At 71.4% G+C, this 21,875-nt stretch carries 22 protein-coding genes; 12 read left to right on the forward strand and 10 right to left on the reverse strand.

Annotated features, from left to right (window positions below):
• Nucleotides 1-80: 80 nt before the first annotated feature.
• Nucleotides 81-1,079, reverse strand: a complete 999-nt coding sequence (ilvC, locus tag ACZ7MF_RS17035; protein WP_471477596.1) for a ketol-acid reductoisomerase — start codon at nucleotides 1,077-1,079, stop codon at nucleotides 81-83.
• Between the two features lie 197 nt (nucleotides 1,080-1,276).
• On the opposite strand from ilvC, the gene ACZ7MF_RS17040 reads away from it, so the two are divergent.
• Nucleotides 1,277-1,492 carry a hypothetical protein gene (locus tag ACZ7MF_RS17040; RefSeq protein ID WP_356855710.1) on the forward strand — a complete coding sequence of 72 codons (216 nt, stop codon included), beginning with the start codon at nucleotides 1,277-1,279 and terminating at the stop codon, nucleotides 1,490-1,492.
• An 89-nt stretch (nucleotides 1,493-1,581) separates the two neighbouring features.
• On the opposite strand, the gene ACZ7MF_RS17045 is transcribed toward ACZ7MF_RS17040, so the two are convergent.
• Both ACZ7MF_RS17045 and ACZ7MF_RS17050 read right to left on the reverse strand, forming a co-directional pair.
• Nucleotides 1,582-1,923: a hypothetical protein gene (locus ACZ7MF_RS17045; protein WP_471477597.1), complete on the reverse strand. Its 342-nt coding sequence runs from the start codon at nucleotides 1,921-1,923 to the stop codon at nucleotides 1,582-1,584.
• A 211-nt stretch (nucleotides 1,924-2,134) separates the two neighbouring features.
• Nucleotides 2,135-2,491, reverse strand: coding sequence for an ArsR/SmtB family transcription factor (locus ACZ7MF_RS17050; RefSeq protein WP_471477598.1), 357 nt, complete (start codon nucleotides 2,489-2,491; stop codon nucleotides 2,135-2,137).
• Between the two features lie 100 nt (nucleotides 2,492-2,591).
• Between ACZ7MF_RS17050 and ACZ7MF_RS17055 the strand changes: the two genes are divergently transcribed.
• Entirely contained in the window at nucleotides 2,592-3,065 is a 474-nt protein-coding gene (locus ACZ7MF_RS17055) for a carboxymuconolactone decarboxylase family protein (RefSeq protein WP_471477599.1), read from the forward strand.
• Between the two features lie 180 nt (nucleotides 3,066-3,245).
• Entirely contained in the window at nucleotides 3,246-4,010 is a 765-nt protein-coding gene (locus tag ACZ7MF_RS17060; protein ID WP_471477600.1) for an SDR family NAD(P)-dependent oxidoreductase, read from the forward strand.
• Between the two features lie 28 nt (nucleotides 4,011-4,038).
• Here ACZ7MF_RS17060 and ACZ7MF_RS17065 read toward each other — a convergent pair whose 3' ends face one another.
• Entirely contained in the window at nucleotides 4,039-4,488 is a 450-nt protein-coding gene (locus ACZ7MF_RS17065; RefSeq protein WP_471477601.1) for a cupin domain-containing protein, read from the reverse strand.
• A 208-nt stretch (nucleotides 4,489-4,696) separates the two neighbouring features.
• Here ACZ7MF_RS17065 and ACZ7MF_RS17070 point away from each other — a divergent pair, with 208 nt between their 5' ends.
• Nucleotides 4,697-5,437, forward strand: a complete 741-nt coding sequence (locus ACZ7MF_RS17070) for an SDR family oxidoreductase (protein ID WP_471477602.1) — start codon at nucleotides 4,697-4,699, stop codon at nucleotides 5,435-5,437.
• 40 nt (nucleotides 5,438-5,477) lie between these two features.
• Nucleotides 5,478-8,129 (forward strand): pyruvate dehydrogenase (acetyl-transferring), homodimeric type, encoded by a 2,652-nt coding sequence (gene aceE / locus ACZ7MF_RS17075; RefSeq protein ID WP_471477603.1) that lies wholly within the window; start codon nucleotides 5,478-5,480, stop codon nucleotides 8,127-8,129.
• Nucleotides 8,130-8,229: 100 nt separating this feature from the next.
• On the opposite strand, the gene ACZ7MF_RS17080 is transcribed toward aceE, so the two are convergent.
• Genes ACZ7MF_RS17080 through ACZ7MF_RS17090 form a run of 3 tightly spaced genes read right to left on the reverse strand, consistent with a single transcriptional unit; the run spans nucleotide 8,230 to nucleotide 10,876 of the window.
• The gene (locus ACZ7MF_RS17080) at nucleotides 8,230-9,168 is read right to left on the reverse strand and encodes a hypothetical protein (protein WP_471477604.1); all 939 of its coding nucleotides are present in this window, start codon (nucleotides 9,166-9,168) and stop codon (nucleotides 8,230-8,232) included.
• Entirely contained in the window at nucleotides 9,165-9,653 is a 489-nt protein-coding gene (locus ACZ7MF_RS17085; RefSeq protein WP_471477605.1) for a hypothetical protein, read from the reverse strand. The genes ACZ7MF_RS17080 and ACZ7MF_RS17085 overlap by 4 nt, the downstream gene beginning before the upstream one ends.
• A 5-nt stretch (nucleotides 9,654-9,658) precedes the next feature.
• Nucleotides 9,659-10,876, reverse strand: coding sequence for a macrolide family glycosyltransferase (locus ACZ7MF_RS17090; protein ID WP_471477606.1), 1,218 nt, complete (start codon nucleotides 10,874-10,876; stop codon nucleotides 9,659-9,661).
• A 134-nt stretch (nucleotides 10,877-11,010) separates the two neighbouring features.
• On the opposite strand from ACZ7MF_RS17090, the gene ACZ7MF_RS17095 reads away from it, so the two are divergent.
• From ACZ7MF_RS17095 to ACZ7MF_RS17105, 3 genes are all read left to right on the forward strand, one after another.
• Complete coding sequence (locus tag ACZ7MF_RS17095; RefSeq protein ID WP_471477607.1) at nucleotides 11,011-11,784, forward strand: class I SAM-dependent methyltransferase; 774 nt, start codon at nucleotides 11,011-11,013, stop codon at nucleotides 11,782-11,784.
• 134 nt (nucleotides 11,785-11,918) lie between these two features.
• Nucleotides 11,919-12,815: an RNA polymerase sigma-70 factor gene (locus tag ACZ7MF_RS17100; protein ID WP_471477608.1), complete on the forward strand. Its 897-nt coding sequence runs from the start codon at nucleotides 11,919-11,921 to the stop codon at nucleotides 12,813-12,815.
• A 109-nt stretch (nucleotides 12,816-12,924) separates the two neighbouring features.
• Nucleotides 12,925-13,422 (forward strand): Ohr family peroxiredoxin, encoded by a 498-nt coding sequence (locus tag ACZ7MF_RS17105; RefSeq protein WP_471477609.1) that lies wholly within the window; start codon nucleotides 12,925-12,927, stop codon nucleotides 13,420-13,422.
• A 27-nt stretch (nucleotides 13,423-13,449) separates the two neighbouring features.
• Here ACZ7MF_RS17105 and fdxA read toward each other — a convergent pair whose 3' ends face one another.
• Nucleotides 13,450-13,833 (reverse strand): ferredoxin, encoded by a 384-nt coding sequence (fdxA, locus tag ACZ7MF_RS17110; RefSeq protein WP_471477610.1) that lies wholly within the window; start codon nucleotides 13,831-13,833, stop codon nucleotides 13,450-13,452.
• A gap of 185 nt (nucleotides 13,834-14,018) precedes the next feature.
• Between fdxA and ACZ7MF_RS17115 the strand changes: the two genes are divergently transcribed.
• The 3 genes from ACZ7MF_RS17115 (at nucleotide 14,019) to ACZ7MF_RS17125 (ending at nucleotide 17,893) form a co-directional block, all read left to right on the forward strand.
• Nucleotides 14,019-15,251, forward strand: coding sequence for an NAD(P)/FAD-dependent oxidoreductase (locus ACZ7MF_RS17115; RefSeq protein WP_471477611.1), 1,233 nt, complete (start codon nucleotides 14,019-14,021; stop codon nucleotides 15,249-15,251).
• Nucleotides 15,252-15,352: 101 nt separating this feature from the next.
• Nucleotides 15,353-17,053, forward strand: a complete 1,701-nt coding sequence (locus ACZ7MF_RS17120; protein WP_471478863.1) for an L-aspartate oxidase — start codon at nucleotides 15,353-15,355, stop codon at nucleotides 17,051-17,053.
• 93 nt (nucleotides 17,054-17,146) lie between these two features.
• Nucleotides 17,147-17,893, forward strand: a complete 747-nt coding sequence (locus ACZ7MF_RS17125; RefSeq protein WP_471477612.1) for an SDR family oxidoreductase — start codon at nucleotides 17,147-17,149, stop codon at nucleotides 17,891-17,893.
• 102 nt (nucleotides 17,894-17,995) lie between these two features.
• On the opposite strand, the gene qcrB is transcribed toward ACZ7MF_RS17125, so the two are convergent.
• On the reverse strand, nucleotides 17,996-19,573 hold the full coding sequence (gene qcrB, locus ACZ7MF_RS17130; RefSeq protein WP_471477613.1) for a cytochrome bc1 complex cytochrome b subunit: 1,578 nt from the start codon (nucleotides 19,571-19,573) through the stop codon (nucleotides 17,996-17,998).
• Between the two features lie 218 nt (nucleotides 19,574-19,791).
• Between qcrB and ACZ7MF_RS17135 the strand changes: the two genes are divergently transcribed.
• Nucleotides 19,792-20,397: a hypothetical protein gene (locus tag ACZ7MF_RS17135; protein WP_471477614.1), complete on the forward strand. Its 606-nt coding sequence runs from the start codon at nucleotides 19,792-19,794 to the stop codon at nucleotides 20,395-20,397.
• Between the two features lie 100 nt (nucleotides 20,398-20,497).
• Here the strand turns inward: ACZ7MF_RS17135 and ACZ7MF_RS17140 are convergent, their stop codons facing one another.
• The gene (locus tag ACZ7MF_RS17140) at nucleotides 20,498-21,859 is read right to left on the reverse strand and encodes an NAD(P)/FAD-dependent oxidoreductase (RefSeq protein ID WP_471477615.1); all 1,362 of its coding nucleotides are present in this window, start codon (nucleotides 21,857-21,859) and stop codon (nucleotides 20,498-20,500) included.
• Nucleotides 21,860-21,875: the final 16 nt, after the last annotated feature.

Raw genomic sequence — 21,875 nt, forward strand, 5'->3', positions numbered from 1 at the left:
CCCCGCGCCGGCTCAGCAGCTGGACCGGTGCGGGGAAGATGTTGTGACATGCGTTCGCGGTTACCCGGACGGGACGGGGCTTACGCCTCCTCGTCGACCCAACTCATCAGCTTGCGCAGCTCCTTGCCGGTGGTCTCCAGGAGGTGCTCGGAGTCCTGCTTCTTGTACTCGTTGTACTTCTTCAGACCGCCGTGGTACTCGTCCATCCAGTTCTTGGCGAAGGTGCCGTCCTGGATCTCGGCGAGGACCTTCTTCATCTCGGCCTTGGTGGCGTCGGTGATGATCCGCGGGCCGGTGACGTAGTCGCCCCACTCGGCGGTCTCGGAGATCGACCAGCGCATCTTCTCCAGGCCGCCCTCGTACATGAGGTCCACGATCAGCTTCAGCTCGTGCATGCACTCGAAGTAGGCGATCTCCGGCTGGTAACCGGCCTCGGTCAGCGTCTCGAAACCCGCCTTCACCAGCGCCGTGGTACCGCCGGCCAGGACGGCCTGCTCACCGAACAGGTCGGTCTCGGTCTCCTCGGTGAAGGTCGTCCTGATGACGCCGGCGCGGGTGCCGCCGATGCCCTTGGCGTACGACAGGGCCAGCGCCAAGCCCTTGCCGGAGGCGTCCTGCTCGACCGCCACGAGGCAAGGCACTCCGCGGCCCTCCTCGTACTGACGGCGCACCAGGTGGCCCGGACCCTTCGGCGCGACCATGCAGACGTCGACGCCGGCCGGGGGCTTGACGAAGCCGTAGCGGATGTTCAGGCCGTGGCCGAAGAACAGCGCGTCGCCGTCCTTCACGTTCGGGGCGATGTCCTTGTCGTAGACCTCGGCCTGGATCGGGTCCGGGACCAGGATCATGATGACGTCGGCCTCGGCGGCGGCCTCGGACGGGCTCACCACGCGCAGGCCCTGCTCCTCGGCCCCGGCCCTGGACTTGGAGCCCTCGTGCAGACCGACGCGCACGTCGACACCGGAGTCGCGCAGCGACAGGGCGTGGGCGTGGCCCTGGCTGCCGTACCCGATGACCGCGACCTTGCGGCCCTGGATGACGGACAGGTCGGCGTCGGCGTCGTAGAACAGCTCGGCCATGGTGACACCTTTCACATGGGAAACACTCTTGGACAGCGTCTGCCATCCGTGAGAACGGAACTATGCCACGGGCCGCCCGGTCCCCGACGGCACCGCCGCCACGGTGCCGCTGTCACACATCCTCTGGCTGCCCGGTCAGTTCGTCGGTGGCGTGCGTGACGCCCGCGTGCGCCTGTTCAACGAGAAAGGGACCAGGCATGTCCACAGCCCGCGATCACCGAGACGTCCATACCGACCCTGCCGACGCGAAGGTCTCCCTGGCGGCCGAGGCGGCCCTGCTCGAGGCACGTCTGGGCATGCTGAGCGAGGCGCTCCGCGACATCGACGTGCGGATCGGAATGGTTTCGCACAGTCTGCACAAGCTGCGTCACTCGGTGTCCGACCCGGGCGACGAGGGGCACGCCCCCACTTAGGCGCGGCGCACAACGTCGAGACGTCGGTACCTCCCGGGTCCGCCGGACGGGCCGCGGTCCGCACCGCACCGCGGCCCGTGCGAAGCCGGTCAGCCCCACGTACCAAGGATCACCGCGACGACGGCCCCCATCGCCGCGGTGATCAGCACCATCCCGATCATGGTGCCCCTGAGCCACCGCCCGAACCGGCCGCGGTGCTGCTCCTCGAGGGCGCTGATGCTGTCCGCGATGTGGTCCGTGACCATGTGGGCGACGTGGGCCTGCTCGTCGAGGTACCACTGTTCGATGCCGGACTTCTGTTCCTCGGTCAGCCCGGGCGCCCGGGCGGTGAACTCGGCCACGCGCCGGCGCGCTGCTCGGAGGTGGGCGTCCCGGTAGAGGAAGGTCTCTATGTCGCTCAGGCCGCGCGCGGCCTCCTTGCTGGCGTCCATGGTGTGCTCCAAGAGGGAAGCGGGGAACCGTGCGGCCGCGCCCGCTGTCGGCCGACGTCGTCCGCACACCACATGGACCGGGCAACCCGCCCGGTTGTGACATACGGCCGAGAACCGGCATTTCCCCGCCGCTCCGTTCCGCCCCGCCCCTGCTCGGCTCAGGTGCCCGCGTCCTGACGTGTGGCGTCCACAACCCCGTTACCGCCGTTCGTCACACCTCCCGGGCGGCGCCCTCGTCCCTCACGTGGTCGCCGATGCCGTCGGTGCGGGCCGCCGACAGCACGGCCGGGAGCAGCCCGGGGAAGCGGGAGTCGAGGCTCTCCCGGCGCAGGGTCACGTAGCAGCGGGTGCCCTCCTGCCGGGTCTCGGTGACGCCCGCCTCACGCAGCACCTTGAGGTGGTGGCTGAGGGTGGATTTGGCGACGGGAGCACGCAGTTCGCCCCAACCGTGCTCGTGGCCGTCCGCGAGCACGCGGACGATCCCCAGGCGGGTCGGGTCGCTCAGCGCGCCCAGCAGGCGGGGCAGTGAGGTGTCGGCGGGAAGCGTGAAGGAGGAGGGGGCGGGCATGGCCGCCAGGCTACCTTCCGTGTGCCGCGAGGAACCCTGTCACACATCCGCGGGCTGTCCTGTCAGTAGGGCGTAACCACTTCTCGACCAGGAGATCGACATGGAACCGCGGCTCAACTTCTTCGGCAACGCCTTCGCGGGCAAGATCCTCAAGCACATCAACTCGGCGGCCAAGGTCGCCTCGGAGTCGGGGGTGCCCACGGCGACCCAGGAACTCGTGAAGATCCGCGTCAGCCAGATCAACGGCTGCGGCTTCTGCACCGACATGCACACCAAGGACGCAACCGCCGCCGGTGAGACCCAGCAGCGGCTCAACCTGGTCGCCGCCTGGCGGGAGGCCACGGTCTTCACCGAGGCCGAGCGTGCCGCGCTGGGGCTGGCGGAGCAGGGCACCCGGATCGCGGACGCGGCGGGCGGCGTCTCCGACGAGGTCTGGGCGGACGCGGCCAAGCACTTCGACGAGGAGCAGCTCGTCGCGCTGCTCTCGCTCGTCGCGATCATGAACGCTTACAACCGCATCAACGTGATCAACCAGCAGCCGGCCGGCAGCTACCAGCCCGGTCAGTTCGGCTGACGACGACGCCCGGTCCGGCCGGGCGTCCGCGGTCCGCCTCCGCGCCAACCCGGCTTTCGGCGCGGAGGCGGGCTTCGCACACCGTGTTAACTGACGCCTCCGCTGTTCCATAAAACAGTGTCAAACGTCTGCTACGTTGTTCGATGTTCAACGAACATCGAACTTTTTAGGGGAACCGACATGCCCAGCTCCACCCAGCAGCACTTCTCGGACCACGTCGCCATCGTCACCGGCGCGGGCTCCGGCATCGGCCGTGCCACGACCGTGGCTCTCGCCGAGGCGGGTGCCCGCGTCCTCGGCGTCGGCCGCCGACGTGAGGCCCTGGAGGAGACCGCCCGCGTCCACCCGAACATCGCGACGCTGCCGCTCGACCTCCGGGGCGAGGACGCCGCCGGCGAGGTCGTCGCCACGGCCGTGGAACGGTGGGGCCGCATCGACCTGCTGGTCAACAACGCCGGTGCGCTCGCGCTGATGCCGCTGGCGGAGACGGACGCCTCCGTGATCGGCGATCTCTTCCAGGTCAACGTGACGGCGCCGAGCCTGCTCGCCCACGCGGCCCTGCCGCACCTGAAGCGGTCCTCCGGTTCCATCGTCAACGTCTCCAGCACCTACGGCCACCGGCCGCTGGCGGGCGGCGCGCACTACGCCGCGACGAAGAGCGCGCTGGAGCAGCTGACCCGGAGCTGGGCACTCGAACTCGCCGCCGAGGGAGTGCGGGTGAACGCGGTCGCGCCCGGCCCCACCGAGACGAACGTGATGGCCGCGGCGGGACTCCCCGAAGAGGTCATCCGGGAGGTCCGCACCTCGGAGCGCGAGCGCATCCCGGCCGGCCGGATCGGCCTGCCCGAGGACGTCGCCGACTGGATCCTGCGCATCGCCGACCCGCGGGGAGCCCACCTGACCGGGCAGGTGCTCACGGTCGACGGAGGACTCGAACTCTCCTGACCACCGTACCGGCCGGGCCGGGCTCGGGTCAGGTGGTGGGCCGGGGAGCGCGCAGGTGCTTGCGCTGCGCCAGTTCCTCCTCGTCGACGAGTTCGAGCATGGGCTTGCCCGGCGCGCACATCATGGTCACCACGAAACGGGTGGGCGCGTCCGCCAGCGCGTTGCCGTCCTGGTAGTGGATCACATCGCCGCCCGGCTCCCAGAAGGTCCCGCCGGCCTCCACGACGCGCTCGGGCTCACCCTCCAGCTCGAAGCGGACCGCGCCCTCGACGACGTATCCGAAGGCCGGACCGGAGTGACGGTGCGGTGGGGTCCCCGGGTCTCCGGGCTCCCAGTCGACCTGGATGGTCATCGCGGAGGCGCCCTCCGGGACGGTGATCGGCGAGGCGTCCTGCAGCATCTTGGCCGCGGTCGTCCAGCCGGGCGCCTCCCCCTGCTCGCCGGTTCCGTGCGTGTGCGCTGCGTGGTTCTCGGACACTGTGTTGCACCTTCCGTGGGTTCCACAACCGTTGGTGTCTCCCCCCGTTGACCGGGGACGGCCCGGATCTGTGACACGGGCGACCGCGTCCCGCGGTGTCACACCGACGGCACGAGCGCGGTCGTACCTGTGGTGAGCGGCTGATTCCACCTTCTCCGCCACAAACGCACCAGCGGGGTCACCGGCCCCCGACGGGAGGAGACCCGAAATGAGAGTCGTTGTTGCAGGAGCCACCGGGCTGATCGGCTCCCGGACCGTCGTCAGGCTCCGGGACCACGGTGTGGAAGCCGTTCCCGTGTCACGCGCCACAGGGGTCGACGTCACGACCGGGGAAGGGCTCGCCGAGGCGCTGCGCGGCGTCGAGGTGGTCGTGGACGTCACCGACGCGTCGTCCCGCGCCGAGCGGGCGAGCGTCGACTTCTTCGACACCGCGACCGGCAATCTCCTGCGGGCCGCCGCCGCGGCGGGCGCCGAACACTACCTGGCGCTGTCCGTGGTGGGCGCCGACCGCGTACCGGGCGGCTACTTCCGTGCGAAGGCCCTCCAGGAGCAGCGGGTGCGGCGCTCGCCGATCCCGCACTCCGTCGTGCGTGCCACGCCGTTCTACGAGTCCGTGGACGCGCTGTCGCGTTCGGCCGTGCACGCGGACGGCGTGCATGTGGCACCCGCGCTGGTGCGACCGGTGTCGACGGACGACGTCGCCGCCGCGGTCGCCCACGCCGCCGTCGGAATACCCCTGTTCGGCGTCCTCGAGGTAGCCGGACCCGAGCAGTTCCGGCTGGACGAACTCACCGCGAAGGTCCAGGCGGCGCACGGTGATCCGCGCGGTGTGGTCACCGACCCGAACGCCCCCTTCTTCGGGGCGGTGCCGGGCGAGCAGGCGCTGCTCCCCGGGGCGGACGCGCACCTGGGCCGCACCACCCTCCACCAGTGGCTCGCCCAGCGGTGAATCCCTCCCCCACTCCCTACGACATGGCAGGAAGGCCGTCATGAGTGAGCTCGACCAGCTGCCCGACCGCGACTTCGAGGAGACCGCCGAATGGCAGGCATCGCTCGAGGCCGTCGTGCGCAACGCGGGACCCGACCGGGCGGGCTACCTGCTCCGGCGGGTCCACGAGTACGCGGCACGCTCCGGGGTGCGCCTGCCCGGGCTGCTGTCCACGGACTACATCAACACGATTCCGGCGTCGTCCCAGCCGCCCTTCGACGGCGACCTCGGCATGGAGGCAAGGATCACCGCCCTGAACCGCTGGAACGCGGCAGCCATGGTGACGCGCGGCTCCCGTCTGGGACTCGGCGGCCACATCGCCACGTACGCGTCGGCGGCCTGGCTCTACGAGATCGGGTTCAACCACTTCTTCAAGGGCAAGGACGGGGACGGCTCCGGCGACCAGCTGTTCGTCCAAGGGCACGCGTCGCCGGGGATCTACGCCCGCGTGTTCCTCGAAGGACGCCTGTCCGAGGAGCAGTTGGACGCCTTCCGGCGCGAGGCGGACGGTCACGGTCTGCCGTCCTACCCGCACCCGCGGCGGCTGCCGTGGCTGTGGGAGTTCCCGACCGTCTCCATGGGGCTCGGCCCGCTCGCCGCCGTCTACCAGGCCCGCTTCAACCGCTACCTGCACGCCCGTGGCATCAAGGACACCTCGGGGTCGCGGGTGTGGGCCTTCCTCGGCGACGGGGAGACGGACGAGCCCGAGTCGACGGCCGCGCTGTCGCTGGCCGCCCGGGAACGGCTCGACAACCTCACCTTCGTCGTGAACTGCAACCTCCAGCGCCTGGACGGTCCCGTTCGGTCGAACTCGAAGATCGTGCAGGAGCTGGAGGCGCGGTTCCGGGGAGCGGGCTGGAACGTGGTGAAGACCCTGTGGGGCGAGGCGTGGGACCCGCTGATCGGGCACGACACCACCGGTGCCCTCGTCCGCCGCCTCGGTGAGGTGCCCGACGCCCAGATGCAGACGTACGCCGCGCGCGACGCCGCGTACGTCCGCAAGGACTTCTTCACCGGCGACGCGCTCTCCGGTGTCGCCGCCGGGCTGAGCGACGCGCAGGTGACCGAACTGTTCGAGAACTCGCGCGGCGGACACGAGCCGCTCAAGGTGTACGCCGCCTACCGGGCCGCGGTCGAGCACCGGGGGGCGCCCACCGTCGTGCTGGCCCAGACGGTGAAGGGGCACACGCTGGGGACGGGGTTCCAGTCGCGCAACGCCAACCACCAGATGAAGAAGCTCACCATGGACCAGTTCCGGCAGATGCGCGACCTTCTGGAACTTCCCATCCCCGACAGCGCGTTGAACGGCGACCTGGTGCCCTACTGGCATCCCGGCGAGAACTCCCCGGAGGTGCGCTACCTGCGTGAGCGCCGTGCCGAGCTGGGCGGCCCCGCCCCCGTCCGCCGGGTGGTGCCCAAGCCGCTCGACCAGCCGCCGGCCCGGCCGTTCGAGGCCCTGCAGAAGGGTTTCGGCAACCAGGAGGTGGCCACCACGATGGCTCTGATCCGCCTGGTCAGGGACCTGATGAAGGGCAAGGAGACGGGACAGCGCTGGGTGCCGATCGTGCCCGACGAGGCCCGCACCTTCGGCATGGAGTCCCTGTTCCCGACGGCCGGGATCTACTCGCCGGACGGCCAGACCTACGAGCCCGTCGACGCGGACCAACTGCTCTACTACCGGGAGGCCAAGAACGGCCAGCTCGTCATCGAGGGCATCACCGAGGCCGGTTCCATGGCCGAGTTCACCGCGGCGGCGACCTCGTACGCCACCCACGGCGAACCCATGATCCCCTTCTACATCTTCTACGCCATGTTCGGCTTCCAGCGCACCGGCGACCAGTTCTGGGCGCTCGCCGACCAGATGGGGCGCGGGTTCGTCGTCGGGGCGACGGCCGGCCGTACGACGATGACCGGCGAGGGCCTGCAGCACGCCGACGGCCACTCCCACCTGCTGGCCTCGACCAACCCGGCGGCGATCTGCTACGACCCCGCGTTCGCCTTCGAGATCGCGGTGATCGTCAGGGACGGGCTGCGGCGCATGTTCGGCGAGCGGCCCGAGAACGTCTTCTACTACCTGACGGTGTACAACGAGCCGAAACGGCAGCCCCCCATGCCTGCCGGGGCGGCCGTGGAGGAGGGGATCGTCCGGGGCATCTACCGCTTCCGGCCGGCCCAGTCCCCCGGCCCCGGCCCTCGGATCCAGCTGCTGGCCTCCGGAACGGCCATCCACTGGGCGCTCGAGGCCGAGGAGATCCTGCGGTCTCGGTGGAACGTGCACGCCGACGTCTGGTCGGTGACGTCCTGGACGGAACTGCGCCGCGACGCGCTCTGCGCCGACCGGGCACGGCTGAACGGCGAGGAGCGCACCCCCCATGTGACGAGCGCGCTGTCGGGGGCGCCCGGGCCGGTGCTGGCGGTCAGCGACTGGATGCGTCAGGTGCCGGACCAGATCAGCCAGTGGGTCGAGCAGGACTACTCGTCCCTCGGGACGGACGGCTTCGGACTGTCGGACACCCGGGACGCGGTGCGCCGCTACTTCCGGGTGGACGCCGAATCGATCGTGGTGGCCGCACTGGAGCAGCTCGCCCGGGCGGGCGAGGTCGCTCCGGAGACGGCCGCGCGGGCCCGCGAGCAGTACGGCCCGCAGGGCTGAACCGGGCCGGGTGGGACACCACGGGCGGTGCAGGGCGACCGAAGAGGGTCGCCCCGCACCGCCCGTGGTGTCCGGTCGGGATGTCCGGTCGGGATGTCCGTCAGGACGTCCCGTCCCTGGCCGCCTCGGTGGCGGCGCGCTGGGCGCGGACGAGCCCGACGACGGTGTCGGTGGTGCGGTCGAGGTGGCTGCGGCCGTCGGGCAGCAGGGCGTCCGGGCTGATGTAGCTGCGCGGGCCGACGTGGGTGGCCGGGTCGAGCCGGTGAACGGTGATCTTCCCGGCGCGCACGGCCCGGTTCCACGCGCTGTGGCGCAGCAGCGGCCAGCGCTGGGGGAACAACCACGTCCCGACCCGCTCGACCCGGTCGTTCGCACTGGTCAACCGGTGTACGTGCGTGACCCGGGTGAGGTCGTTGGCTCCGTTGTGGAACCCGCCGAACATGATGAGCAGGAGCGGTGCGTCCAGCCGTGCGCGCAGTTCGCCGACCGCGCCGGTGGCGACCTGGGCGCCGCCGCTGTAGCTGAGCAGCACCACGGGGATGCCGCTGCCCGGCCGGTAGCCGGCCAGTTGGAGCTGGTCGGCGATCTGGGAGCCGACGGCCCGGTTGTACAGGGGCCGGTAGCGGCGGTCCGCGGCGACGAAGATCTGCATGACGTTGTGCAGGAACAGCAGCAGTCCGACGCGGCGGCGCAGCCACGCCCACACCGGACGGTCGGCGAGCGGGTCGGCGAGCGGCGAGTAGGGCTGCACCTGTCCCAGCACCCGCAGTTCCGGGGCCGAGGCGAGCACCGCCTTCACCAGTTGGCCGCCGTCGCGGCTGTCGCGGACCCGGCGCTTGCCGATGCCGTCCAGGTAGACCAGGTAGGCCTCCGGCGGAGCGTCGGGGGCGGCGCCCCGGGCGTAGGGGACGCCCTGCGGGAGGGCGGTGACGGGTCTGCGCCAGCCGGCCCCGTAGGCCAGGACCTCGTAGCGGGCCAGCAGGCCCTCGGCGAGCAGGGCCGGGCCGACGGCCGCGGCCCAGAACAGGAAGTCGTTCATGCCGTCACCTCCGGGGTGGCGGTCGCGCTGATCCGTACGACGAGTCGCCGGACGCCCTCCACGGCGAGTCCGAGCGCCACCCCGGCCGCGGCCACGCAGCCGGCGGCGGTCCACCAGCCCAGTCCGGTCGCCTCCGCCAGCGGTCCGGTCAGTCCGGCCCCGACCCCGACGCAGAGCAGCAGGTGGAGCAGCGGGCCGAGCAGGGGGAACGCGAGCACGGCGGCGAGCGTCAGCGGGGCGACCAGGCCGGGGGTCCACACCGGATCGCCGCCCGGCGGCGGAGCGGACAGCAGGAACTCCGCGAGGGTCAGCGCGGTCAGCGGCCACAGCGCGAACACGGCGCCCTCGACGAGGGCGCCGGTCAGCATCAGGCCGACGACGCTTCTGCGCGCCACGCCGGGCCGGCGCACCAGGAGCGGCATGATGCGTCCGGCCGCCTCCGACAGCCCGGCGAGCAGGAGGAGTGCGGCGACGGCGAAGGACACGGCCGTCACCCCCGCGGTGCCGGGCCGCCGCCCGGCCGGGCGGGCGCGGCCGGGCGCAGGTACCGTTCCAGTTCGTCGGCGGCCCGGCGGTACCCGCCCGCCTCGCGCTGGGCGTCCCGCATGGCGTCGGAGGCCTCCCGGAACCCGGGCTCCTCCAGCAGGCGTCGCGCGAGGCTCCGTACGGACTCCTCGGTGACGTCCTCGGTGTGCATCGACAGACCGACGCCGAGCTCGGCGACGCGTCCGGCCACCAGCGGCTGGTCGGCGCCCTGGGGGATCACCAGCATGGGGACACCGGCGTACATGGCCTCGTTCACACTGTTCATCCCTCCGTGGGTGACGAGCAGCGCCGCGCGCTCCATGACCTGTGTCTGCGGAACGAAGGGGCGGGCGATCACGTTGCCCGGCAGCGGTTCCAGGTCGGCGGGGTCGGTCTTCCCGGTGGACAGGACGACCGTGCCGGCCAGCGGGGCGAGCCCGGTGGCGAAGCGGCGCAGCAGCTCGGGGGCCGCGTCGAACACCGTGCCCAGGGAGGCGTACAGCACGGGGTCCCGCAACCGGTCGGCCGGGAAGGACGCGTCGTGCGGGCGGGCGCCGATGCTGGGGCCGACGAACCGGTAGGAGGCGTCGAAGTCCTCGGCGTCGGGCTGGAACGCCCGCGAGGTGTACACCAGGTTGAGCGGCTGCCGGATGCCCGACAGGTCGACCAGGGGCACGTCGTGGGTGTCGAAACGCCGGTGCAGTTCACGGCGCGAGCGCACGTATCCCCGGAGGCTGCGGGGCCTGGCCGTGGCCGCGCTCAGCAGCTCCCACGAGGCGCCGGTGGGGCTGGGGACGTGCCGGTTGTAGGCGAACGTCGTGAACGACGAGGCGGCTGGCACCCCGAGCTCCCGCGCGGCGACCGCACCCCAGGGACAGGCGTTGTCGTGGACGATCAGGTCCGGGCCGATCCGGCGGAGGTCGTCGAGCACGGCGGGCAGCAGGCGCACGGCGGTGCCGGCCAGCGCCTCCAGCAGCGTCAGTGGGGTCACCGGGTCGGGCAGCGGTGGTGCGCCGCCGGGATAGAGGTGCACATCGGCACCGGTGCCCTCGATCATCGCGCGGAAGGCCGGCCACGTGTGGTAGGTGACCGTGTGACCACGCCCGACGAGTTCGGACACGACCGGCAGGGTCGGATTGACGTGCCCGTGCATGCCGATGTTGAGGAACGCGACAGTGCTCACGGACCAACCTCCGCTCCGTTGGTTGTACGACGTGTCCTTACGACCGGACGACAGGGCCGGGTGTGACACCCGGCGGCCGGTGGCCGTCTCCCGCGCCGTGTCACAGGTGCGGCCCGCGTTCGGTCTGGCTGGACATGCACTCCGTCATCCCCGGAGCACCCGCCGTCGGGCCGCTGCACGACGACTACGCGGTCACCGCGGAGTTCTACGACGTGCTCCAGGCCGAACAGGACGCGGCACGCGTCCGGCACCTCTACGGCCGGGACGTGGCGGCCGCACGCGTCGGAGTGCTCGACATCGGCGCCGGGACCGGGCGGGTCACGGAGCTGAGCCTGCGCGAGTCCCGGGCCGGGGTGCACGCCGTGGAGCCCGCGCGGGCCATGCGCGCGCCGTTGATGACGCGGCTGGCCGCACTGCCACGGGCGCTGAGGCAGCGTGTCACGGTGCACCCGCACACTCTTGAGGAGACGGGTCTGCGGGAGGTGGCGGACGTGGCGGTCTGTCACAACACCGTGGCCTGTCTCGCGCCCGACGCGCGGCGAACGCTGTGGCCGGCGCTCGCCGGTGCGCTCGTTCCCGGTGGTTCGCTCGTCCTCCAGCTCCCGCCCCCGCGCCTTCCGGACACCGATGTCGTGCGCCTCTTCGCGCCGCAGCGGATCGGGGAGCACACGTACGGCGGGCACATGGTGATGTCGGCGGTCGAGGGCCGCGTCCGCACCCGGTGTCACTACTGGGTGCGGGGGTCGGAGGGGCTGCTGAGGGAGCACGCGGAGACGTTCTGGATGTGGCCGGCCGCGCGCGCCGAGCTGCTCGGCGACCTCGCCGGGCACGGGTTCGTCCCGCTGCCCTCCCGGGCGGACCCGGCGGTCCTCGCCCTGTCCCTCGGGCGGCCCGCGCGACCCGAGTGACACCGTGTGCCGCACGGCACGCAGGCACGGCACACGGGCAGGCACACGGGCACGGCAGGAGCACGTCCGGGCTGCCCACGCGTGGCCCGTGTGCCGGTTGTAGCATGGGTGGCCTGCGGGCCGGAAGGGGCACCATGCGCGCTGGGGACGACGTCGATTCGCTCGACAAGGCGACGAAGGACTTCGTCGCGGCGCGTCCGCAGCTCTTCGGCATCGCCTACCGCGTGCTGGGCAGCACGGTGGAGGCCGAGGACACCCTCCAGGAGGCCTGGGTGCGGTGGCAGAACGCCGACCGCGCCAAGGTGGTGGAACCGGCGGCGTTCCTGGCCACCATGACCACCCGGCTGGCGATCAACACGGCCCAGTCCGCCCGGGTCCGGCGGGAGGCGTACGTCGGCCCCTGGCTTCCCGAACCGGTCGACACCAGCATGGACCCGCAGCTGGGGGCGGAACGGGCGGAGGCGGTCGAGCTGGCCGTGCTCCAACTGCTGGAGAAACTGAATCCCGTGGAGCGGGCCGCCTACGTCCTGCGGGAGGCGTTCGACTACCCCTACGGGCAGATCGCCGAGATCCTGGAGACGAGCCAGGCCAACACGCGCCAGCTGGTGAGCAGGGCCCGCAAGCATCTGGCCGCCGAGCGCGGCGAGCGGGTCAGCCGGTCCGAGCACCAGCGGCTGCTGGAAGTGTTCCTCACCGCGGCGCAGACCGGCGACCTCAGGGCGCTGGAGGACGTCCTCGCCGCGGACGTCGTCAGCTACGCCGACGGCGGAGGGGTACGCGGCGCGTCCAGGATCCCGGTCGTCGGACGGTCGAGGGTCGCCAAGTACCTGGCGGCGTTCGCACCCCGGTTCTGGCCGCAGTCGCGGGTCCGCCGGGTCGAGGCCAACGGCCGGCCGGCGCTCCTCGTCCAGGTGGACGAGGACGCCGTGGCCCTGCTGTCCGTCGACGTCTCGGCGGACGGCATCGACCGGATCATGTGGGTGATGAACCCGGCCAAGCTGTCGCCGTACGTGGAGTCGCTGGCATCCTGAGCTCGCTCCGCGGCCCCGGCGGAACGACGCCCGGGGTCCCGGTGTCACAAGAAGGGCAGCCGGCCGGTCTGCTGGTTGACCGAATCCTGCAGAGCACGGGAGTGACGAAGTGACGGAACACTTCAGGTTGCCCCACCTGTCCACGGACAAGGACTTCGACGGCGATTCCTTCTCCGCCATCTACACGACGACCGTGACCGTCCGCGGCGGCACGGCCGCCCACGGGAGGGCCTCCGGAAGGGCACGGTCGGACGACGGAGTCCTCGACCTGAACCTGCGCATGCCCGCGGAACTCGGCGGCGACGGGAGCGGAACCAATCCCGAGCAGCTCTTCGCCGCCTCCTTCGCGGCCTGCTTCCACGGGGCCCTGAGTCTGATCGCGCGGCAGGAGGCACTCGATCCGACCACGATCGCGGTGGAGGCGACCGTCGCCTTCGGGCGGGACCCGGGAGACGGCGGGTATCTGCTCCGCGTCGACCTGGTGGTCCGGTGGCCCGGCGTCGCGCCGGAGGTCGCCGGGCCCCTCATCGAGAAGGCCGACTCGCTGTGCCCCTACGCGAGGATGGCCTGGGAGGGAACGCCGACGACGGTGAGCCTGGCCCCGTGACCCGCCGGACGGTGGGCGTCGGCCCGGTCAGTCGGGAAACCAGAGATCGACGTCGGCGGCCTCCTCCTTGCGGATGGTGAACGCGGCGATCTCCTTCTTCTCCGGGTTCTGCGGCGGCAGCCCCGCGACGAAGCGGTGGTCGCCGCCGGTGACCAGCGGTTCGCCGGTGGCCTCGGCGGCCTGGAAGTACTCGGCGTTGACGGACCGGTAGTGCGCCCACCGCCCCGGGAGGTCGTCCTCGTAGAAGATGGCCTCGACCGGGCACACCGGTTCGCACGCGTGGCAGTCGACGCATTCGGACGGGTCGATGTAGAGCGTCCGCTCCCCCTCGTAGATGCAGTCCACCGGGCATTCCATGACGCAGGCCCGGTCCTTGACGTCGACACAGGGCTGGGCGATGACGTACGTCATCCTGTCCTCCTTCGCCGTCGGCGCGGCGCTACCGGCCAGCAGTTCAGACCGGGGAGATCGTGGTGTTGTGACACCGCCGGGCCGTCGCCCGCCCGACGAGCGGCTGTCACAGGAGGCGCGGCAGCCCGGTCTGACGGATCGGGGCGACGTGCCCGCAACAGGCGACATCCGAGAAGAGGAACACCGTGTCATCAGTCAACACCTTTGTGATCGTCGGGGGCGGCCTCGCCGCGGGCCGAGCGGCCGAGGCCCTGCGGAAGCACGGCCACACCGGCCGGCTCGTCGTCATCGGCGACGAGCGGGAGCGGCCCTACGTGCGGCCGCCGCTGTCCAAGGGCTATCTGCTGGGCAAGGAGGAGCGGGACTCGATCTTCGTGCACCCCGCCGACTGGTACGCGCACAACGACGTGGAACTCCTGCTCGGCACGGGCGTGCGGGCCGTCGACGCGGGGGCCGGTGCGGTGGAACTGGACGACGGCAGCCGCATGTCCTACAGCCGGCTGCTGCTGGCCACCGGCTCGTCCCCGCGCCGGCTGGCGGTGCCGGGCGCGGACTTCGAGAACGTCCTGCACCTGCGCCGGGTCGGGGACAGCGAACGGCTCAGGGCCGCCTTCACCGAGGGCGCCCGGATCGTGGTGGTCGGCGACGGCTGGATCGGCCTGGAGACCGCGGCCGCCGCACGGACGGCCGGGGCGGAGGTGACCGTGCTCGGGCACGGGGAGCTGCCCCTGCTGAAGGTGCTCGGCCGGGAGGCGGCCGAGGTGTTCGCCCGCCTCCACGAGGAGCACGGCGTACGGCTGCGCCCCGGCGCGGAGGTGGAGCGCATCACCGGCACGGGGGACCGCGCGGACGGGGTGCTCCTCGCCGACGGCACCCGTCTGGAGGCGGACGCCGTGGTCGTGGGCGTCGGCATCACCCCCAATGTGCGGCTCGCCGAGGAGGCGGGCCTGGAGGTGCGCAACGGCGTCGTCACCGACGAGCACCTGCGGACCTCGGCGCCCGGCATCCACGCGGCGGGTGACGTCGCCAACGCCTACCACCCGTTCCTGGACCGTCATGTGCGCGTCGAGCACTGGGCCAACGCCCTGAACCAGCCGGAGACGGCCGCCCTGAGCATGCTCGGCGAGGACGCGGTCTACGACCGGCTGCCGTACTTCTACACGGACCAGTACGACCTGGGCATGGAGTACACCGGATACACCGAACGGGGCGGGTACGACCGGGTCGTCTTCCGCGGCGACCGGGACGCCCGCCGTTTCATCGCCTTCTGGATGTCGGGCAACCGGGTGCTCGCCGGCATGAACGTCAACGTGTGGGACGTCGTCGACCCGATCCGCGCGCTGGTCGAGTCCCGGGCCGACGTCGACGACACGCTCCTCGCCGATCCCTCGGTCCCCCTCGACAGCCTGCTGTCCTGACCCCGGGCCGTGTCACAAACCGTGGGACCGGCCGGTCGTAATCACTGACGACCCAAGCGATCGGAGCAATCGTGGCTATCACCGAACAACGTCTGTCCACCATGGTGCTGGTGATCGGCACGGGCGGGGCCGGCCTGCGGGCCTCCATCGAGCTCGCCGAGGCCGGAGTGGACGTCCTCGCCGTCGGCAAGCGCCCCAAGGAGGACGCCCACACGTCCCTGGCCGCCGGGGGCATCAACGCGGCCCTGGCCACCATGGACCCCGAGGACAGCTGGCAGCAGCACGCCGCCGACACGATCAAGGAGAGCTACCACCTGGCCGATCCGCGCACCGTCGAGATCGTCACCCAGGGGGCCGCGCTGGGCATCGACGACCTGGAGCGCTACGGCATGGCCTTCGCCCGGGAGGAGGACGGCCGGATCTCGCAGCGCTTCTTCGGCGCGCACAAGTTCCGGCGCACCGCCTTCGCCGGCGACTACACCGGCCTGGAGATCCAGCGCACCCTGATCCGGCGGGCGGAGCAGCTGGGCATCCCCATGCTCGACAGCGTCTACATCACCCGGCTCCTGGTGCACGACGGTGCCGTGTTCGGCGCCTACGGCTTCGACCTCACGAACGGACGGCGCCACGTCATCCACGCGGACGCCGTCGTCCTCGCCGCGGGCGGCCACACCCGCATCTGGCGGCGCACGTCCTCCCGGCGGGACGAGAACACCGGCGACTCCTTCCGGCTGGCCGTGGAGGCCGGCGCCCGGCTGCGCGACCCGGAGCTGGTGCAGTTCCACCCCTCGGGCATCATCGAGCCCGAGAACGCGGCCGGCACGCTGGTCAGCGAGGCGGCACGGGGCGAGGGCGGCATCCTGCGCAACGCCCTCGGCGAGCGGTTCATGAACCGCTACGACCCCGAGCGCATGGAACTGTCCACCCGCGACCGGGTGGCCCTGGCCTCCTACACAGAGATCAAGGAAGGCCGCGGCACCGAGAACGGCGGCGTCTGGCTGGACGTCTCCCACCTCCCGCGGCAGACGATCATGAACCGGCTGCCCCGGGTCTACCAGACGCTGCTCGACCTTCAGATGCTGGACATCACCCGCGAGCCGATCGAGATCGCGCCCACGGCCCACTACTCGATGGGCGGCGTCTGGGTCAGGCACGACGACCACAGCACCGACGTACGCGGTCTGTACGCCATCGGCGAGGCGTCCAGCGGCCTGCACGGCGCCAACCGGCTGGGCGGCAACAGCCTCATCGAGCTGCTGGTCTTCGGCCGCATCGTGGGGCAGGCGGCCGCCGCCTACTCCGAGGGGCTCACCGCGCAGCCGCGCTCGGCGGCCGCGGTCGCCGAGGCACGGGCGGAGGTCGACGGGCTGCTCGCGGCGGACGGGCCGGAGAACGTGCGGGCCCTGCAGCGCGCGATCCGCAACACCATGACCGAGCACGCGGGCGTCGTACGCGACGAGACCGGGCTCCGCGCGGGCCTCGCGGAGCTCGACGCGATCGAGAAGCGGATGGAGGACGTGGGCGTCCACCCCGACATCGCCGGTTTCCAGGACCTCGCCCACGCGTTCGACCTGAAGTCCGCGGCGCTGGCGGCGCGCGCCACGCTGGAGGCTGCGCTCGAACGCCGGGAGACCCGCGGCTGCCACAACCGCAGCGACTACCCGGAGATGGACCCGGCGCTGCGGGTCAACCTCGTGTGGTCCCCGTCGACGGGCATCACCCAAGAGGCCATCGACCCCGTCCCGGACGAGATCGCCGCGCTCATGGAAGAGGTCTCGACCGACGGGAAGCTGGCGGAGTGACCCGCCGGACCGTGTCACACGTGCGGGCACCGTCCTGTCATTCCGAGTGAAGACAAGTGAAGAGACACGAAGAGAGTGGAGAGGAACCACGTCATGAAGGTTGTAGTCATCGGCGGGACCGGCCTGATCGGCTCGAAGCTGGTCGCCAAGCTGGACGAGCACGGCCACGAGGCCGTCCCCGCCGCGCCGAACACCGGCGTCAACACGCTGACGGGCGAGGGACTGGCCGAGGTCCTGCAAGGCGCGGACGTCGTGGTCGACGTCTCGAACTCCCCCTCGTTCGCGGACGACGCCGTGATGGAGTTCTTCGTCACGTCGACCACCAACCTCCTCAGGGCGGAGGCGGAGGCCGGTGTGAAGCACCACGTCGCGCTCTCCGTGGTGGGCACCGAGCGGCTCCAGGAGAGCGGCTACTTCCGCGCCAAGCTGGCGCAGGAAAAGCTGATCAAGGAGTCCGGGATCCCGTTCTCCATCGTCCACGCCACGCAGTTCTTCGAGTTCCTGAAGGGCATCACGGACGCCGCGACCGAGGGCGACACCGTGCGCCTTGCGCCCGTCAGGATCCAGCCCATCCACTCCGACGACGTGGCCGCCGCCGTGGGCCGCACGGCCGTCGGCACGCCCGTGGGCGGCGTGGTGGAGGTGGCCGGTCCCGAGGCGTTCCGGCTCGACGAGCTCGTCCGCAAGGCCCTCGCCGCCAAGGACGACCCCCGCACGGTCGTGGCGGACCCGAAGGCCCCGTACTACGGTGCCCAGCTCCAGGAGGACAGCCTCCTGCCGGGCCCCGACGCGAGCCTCGCCGAGACGCGGCTCGCCGACTGGTCCGCGCAGCAGCGCTGAGCAGTCCTGCCGGGGTGGCCCCTGTTTTCGGGGGCCACCCCGGTTCTTCTTTTCCGGTTCTTCATTCCCGGGGGGCGTCACGCGCGGGCGCGGCAGCGAGCCTCAGGAGTGAGTGATCTCCCTGTACTCGTCCTCGGTCGGCTTCCGGATCTGCGAACCGCCCCCGTAGAAACGCCGGCTGAGCCCGGCCCGCAGCTGCTGCACGCGCGTGGGACCGCCGCCGTCACCGTTGCCGGCCGCCGGTGGGGCGAGCGGCGCGTACTGCTCGTGCGCGGTGAGTGCGTACAGCTCCTCCTGGCCGAGGGGTTCGTGCACCTCGACGTACTCTCCGTGCGGCAGACGCTTGACGACGCCCGTCTCACGGCCGTGCAGCACCTTGTCGCGGTCGCGGCGCTGCAGGCCGAGGGCCCAGCGTTTCGCGACGAAGTAGACGACGAGCGGCACGACGAACAGCCCGATGCGGACGGCCCACGTCACGGAGTTGACCGAGACGTGGAGGCGGAGGGCGATCAGGTCGTTCGCCGCTCCGGTCAGCGCCACCAGGTACACGCTCAGCCAGGCGGCACCCAGTGCGGTGCGCACCGGCCGGTTGCGCGGCCGGTCGAGCAGGTGCTGCTCCCGGCCGTCGCCGGTCACCCACGCCTCGATGAACGGGTACGCGCCCATCACGAGGAACAGGCCGACGCCCGCCAGCAGCGGGATCAGGTTGTCGAGGGCCAGCGTGTGGCCCCAGGCGCTGATCTCCCAGCCGGGCATGACGCGCAGCAGTCCGTCGGCCACACCCATGTACCAGTCGGGCTGCGAGCCGGCCGAGACCTGGTCGGGCCGGTAGGGGCCGTACTCCCAGACGGGGTTGATCTGTGCGACGGCCGCGACGAAGAAGATCACGCCGCAGACCAGGAAGAAGAACCCGGCGGATTTCACCAGGAACACCTGGGCCGGTACGCCGACGACGTTCCGGTTCGTGCGGCCCGGCCCGGGATACTGGGCGGGCCGTCTGCGGAGGGTGAGGGCCACGAGGGCGACGATCAGCACCGTCATGAGGGCGGGGATGACCAGGACGTGGATGGCGTTGAAGCGGGCCACCAGATCGTCGCCCGGGAATTCCCCGCCGAAGAGGAACATCGACAGGTAGGTGCCGACGATCGGTACGGAGAGAATCGTGCCGTTCACGACCACGAGCCCGGTGCCGGACAGGAGGTCGTTCGGCAGGTCGTATCCGGTGAGCCCGCCGAACATGGCGAGGACCAGCAGGGAGAACCCGAGCACCCAGTTGAGCTCGCGCGGCTTGCGGAAGGCGCCCGTGAAGAAGACGCGCATCATGTGCAGGAACAGGGCGGCGACGAAGATCAGCGCCGCCCAGTGGTGGGCCTGCCGGATGAGCAGGCCGCCGCGGACGTCGAAGGAGAGATGCATGGTCGAGGCGAACGCCTCCGACACCAACTGCCCCTGCAGCGGCCCGTAGCTCCCCTGGTACACCACCTGTTCCGACGACGGGTGGAAGTAGAAGCTCAGGTACACGCCCGTGAGGACGAGGACGACGAAGCTGTAGAGCCAGATCTCCGCCAGCAGGAACGACCAGTGATCCGGGAAGACTTTGCGCAGTGCACCCCGGGCCCGGCCTCGGTATCCCAGCCGCACGCCCGCCCATTCGGCGACCCTTTCACCAGACACTTTCACGGTGGTTCTCCTGAAACAGGGCTTGTGAACATCTGTCTCCCATATGACCGATCACCATGTGAAAACGTGACAGAACACTGTGCCCGTGCCCGGCCGGGCGAACATCCGCCGGGGAACCCGTTGCACTCTCTGTGAGACAGTGGCAACAATTGGTCCATCTTCGTGCGGAGTGCGCTCCCGCTTATGATGTCCACAACAGCTGAGGATGAGAGGAACACATGGTCTCGGGAACTCGTGCGGCGCACAATGTTGAGATCACCGCGGAGAGCCTTCAGGAGGACCTGGCCCGTCTGGAGATCCAGAAGCAGGCCCTGGAGCGGGAATTGGCGGCGGTCGTGGCCCACCTCGGCTCGGTGCAGCGGGCACTCGGCGCTCTCGAGGTCCTGATGGTCGGCCCCACCGGCCCCACCGGCGCCGCCGCCCCCGCGGACCCGAAGGCCGAACGGCCCCAGGCCCCCGCCGAGTCCACGCAGCCCCGGACCGAGGCGCCCGCCGCGGCCCCGGGCACCGGGCCCCGGGCGGAGTCCCGCGCCGAGCCCGCCGCGCCGCCGTCCAGGCGCCGGCCCGAGGCGGCGAAGCGGGCCTCCCGCACGCGTCGTGCGGAGGAGGAGCAGCGCAACTACGGCCGGCTCACCGAGCAGATCCTGGAGTACTTCGCCGGTGTCGGCGAGGCCGAGGTGCGCGCCCGCGACGTCGCCGCGGCGCTGGGCCGCGACACCGACAGCGGCAGCATCAACGCCGTCCGCAGCACGCTCGACCGGCTCGTCGGCAGTTCCCGTGTCCGTCGGGCGGGCCGGGGCCTCTACCGGGCTCAGCAGCCCTGAAAAGGCTCCGGACGCCGCCTCGCGGGGGACCGAGTGGCGTCCGGAGCGTCCTACCGTGTCAGAAACACTGTGAACAGTGTATCGCACCGTCGAGCATCGTTCACACGCGTCGGCGGACCGCGACGCCGTCCACCGCGTGCTCGGTCCGCGCGTCGTCCCCGCCCGCGACGAACGCGTCCCGCGGGTGCTGCACGGAGGCCAGCGAGACCAGGTCACGGCCGAACAGCGCGGCGGTGAGCCAGATGGTGAGGACGCGCACCTTGCGCTCCCAGGTGGGCACGGCCAGTACGTGGTAGCCACGGTGCATCAGCCAGGCCGGGAAGCCTTTGACGACGATGCGCCGGTACTGGAAGATGCCCTGCCCCAGTCCGAGCGTGGCGACGGCCCCGAGGCTGCCGTGACGGTAGTCGCGGACCTTGCCGCCCCGCAGGTCGGCGAGGATGTTCTTCGCCAGGCGCCTGCCCTGCCGCACGGCGTGCTGGGCGTTCGGCACGGTGCGGGCGCCCGGCACGTGGGACGCCAGATCGGGTACGGCCGCGTCGTCTCCGGCCGCCCATACGTGGGCCAGCGGCTCGCCGCCGGCGACCACCCGCAGGTCGGCCCGGACCCGGACCAGGCCGCGGTCGTCGACCGGCAGGTCCGTGTGCCGGTCGACGACCGGGTTCGCGGCGTTGCCCGCGGTCCACACGAGCAGGGCCGAGTCGAACTCCTCACCGCTCGAGAGCACGACGTGCCCGTCCTCGGCGGAGACCAGCTGGGTGTTGAGGTGAACATGTGCACCGCGGCGTTCCAGGGAGCGCACCACCCAGGCTCCGGGCTTGTCGCTCACCTCGGGCAGAATCCGGTCGCGGGCCTCGACGAGGTGGAACGAGAGCTCCTCGAAGCTCAGTTCCGGGTACGCCTTGAGCATCGCGGTGGCCAGCGACAGCAGTTCGCCGAAGCCCTCGACGCCGGCGAAGCCACCGCCCACGAACGTGACCGTGAGCAGTTTGCGCCGCTCGGCTCCGGGCGGCATCGAGGCCGCCTGGTCGAACGCCGTCAGCAGGCGGTCGCGGATGGCCACCGCCTCCTCCACGTGCTTGAGGCCGATGGCCTGCTGCGCCAGCCCGGGGATGGGGAAGGTGCGGGTCACGGCACCCGCGGTGACCACGAGGGTGTCGTAGTGCAGGTCGTACGCCGGTCCGTCGGCCGGGCGGACGGTGACGGCCCGGTCCAGGTGCCGGATCTCGGTCACGCTCCCCGCGACGACCCGGCTGGTCCGCAGGTGCCGGCGCAGCGAAACGGCCGCGTGGCGTGCCTCGACCGAACCGGCCGTCACTTCGGGCAGAAAGGGCTGGTAGGTCATGTACGGCCGCGGGTCGACGACGGTGACCCGCGCCTCGTCCGGGCGCAGCTTCTTCTCGAGGCCCCACGCGGTGTAGAAGCCCGCGTAGCCGCCACCAACGATCAGGATCTCACGCATGGTTCCCTCTGTTCTC

This window comes from Streptomyces sp. NPDC111628, assembly GCF_055635195.1.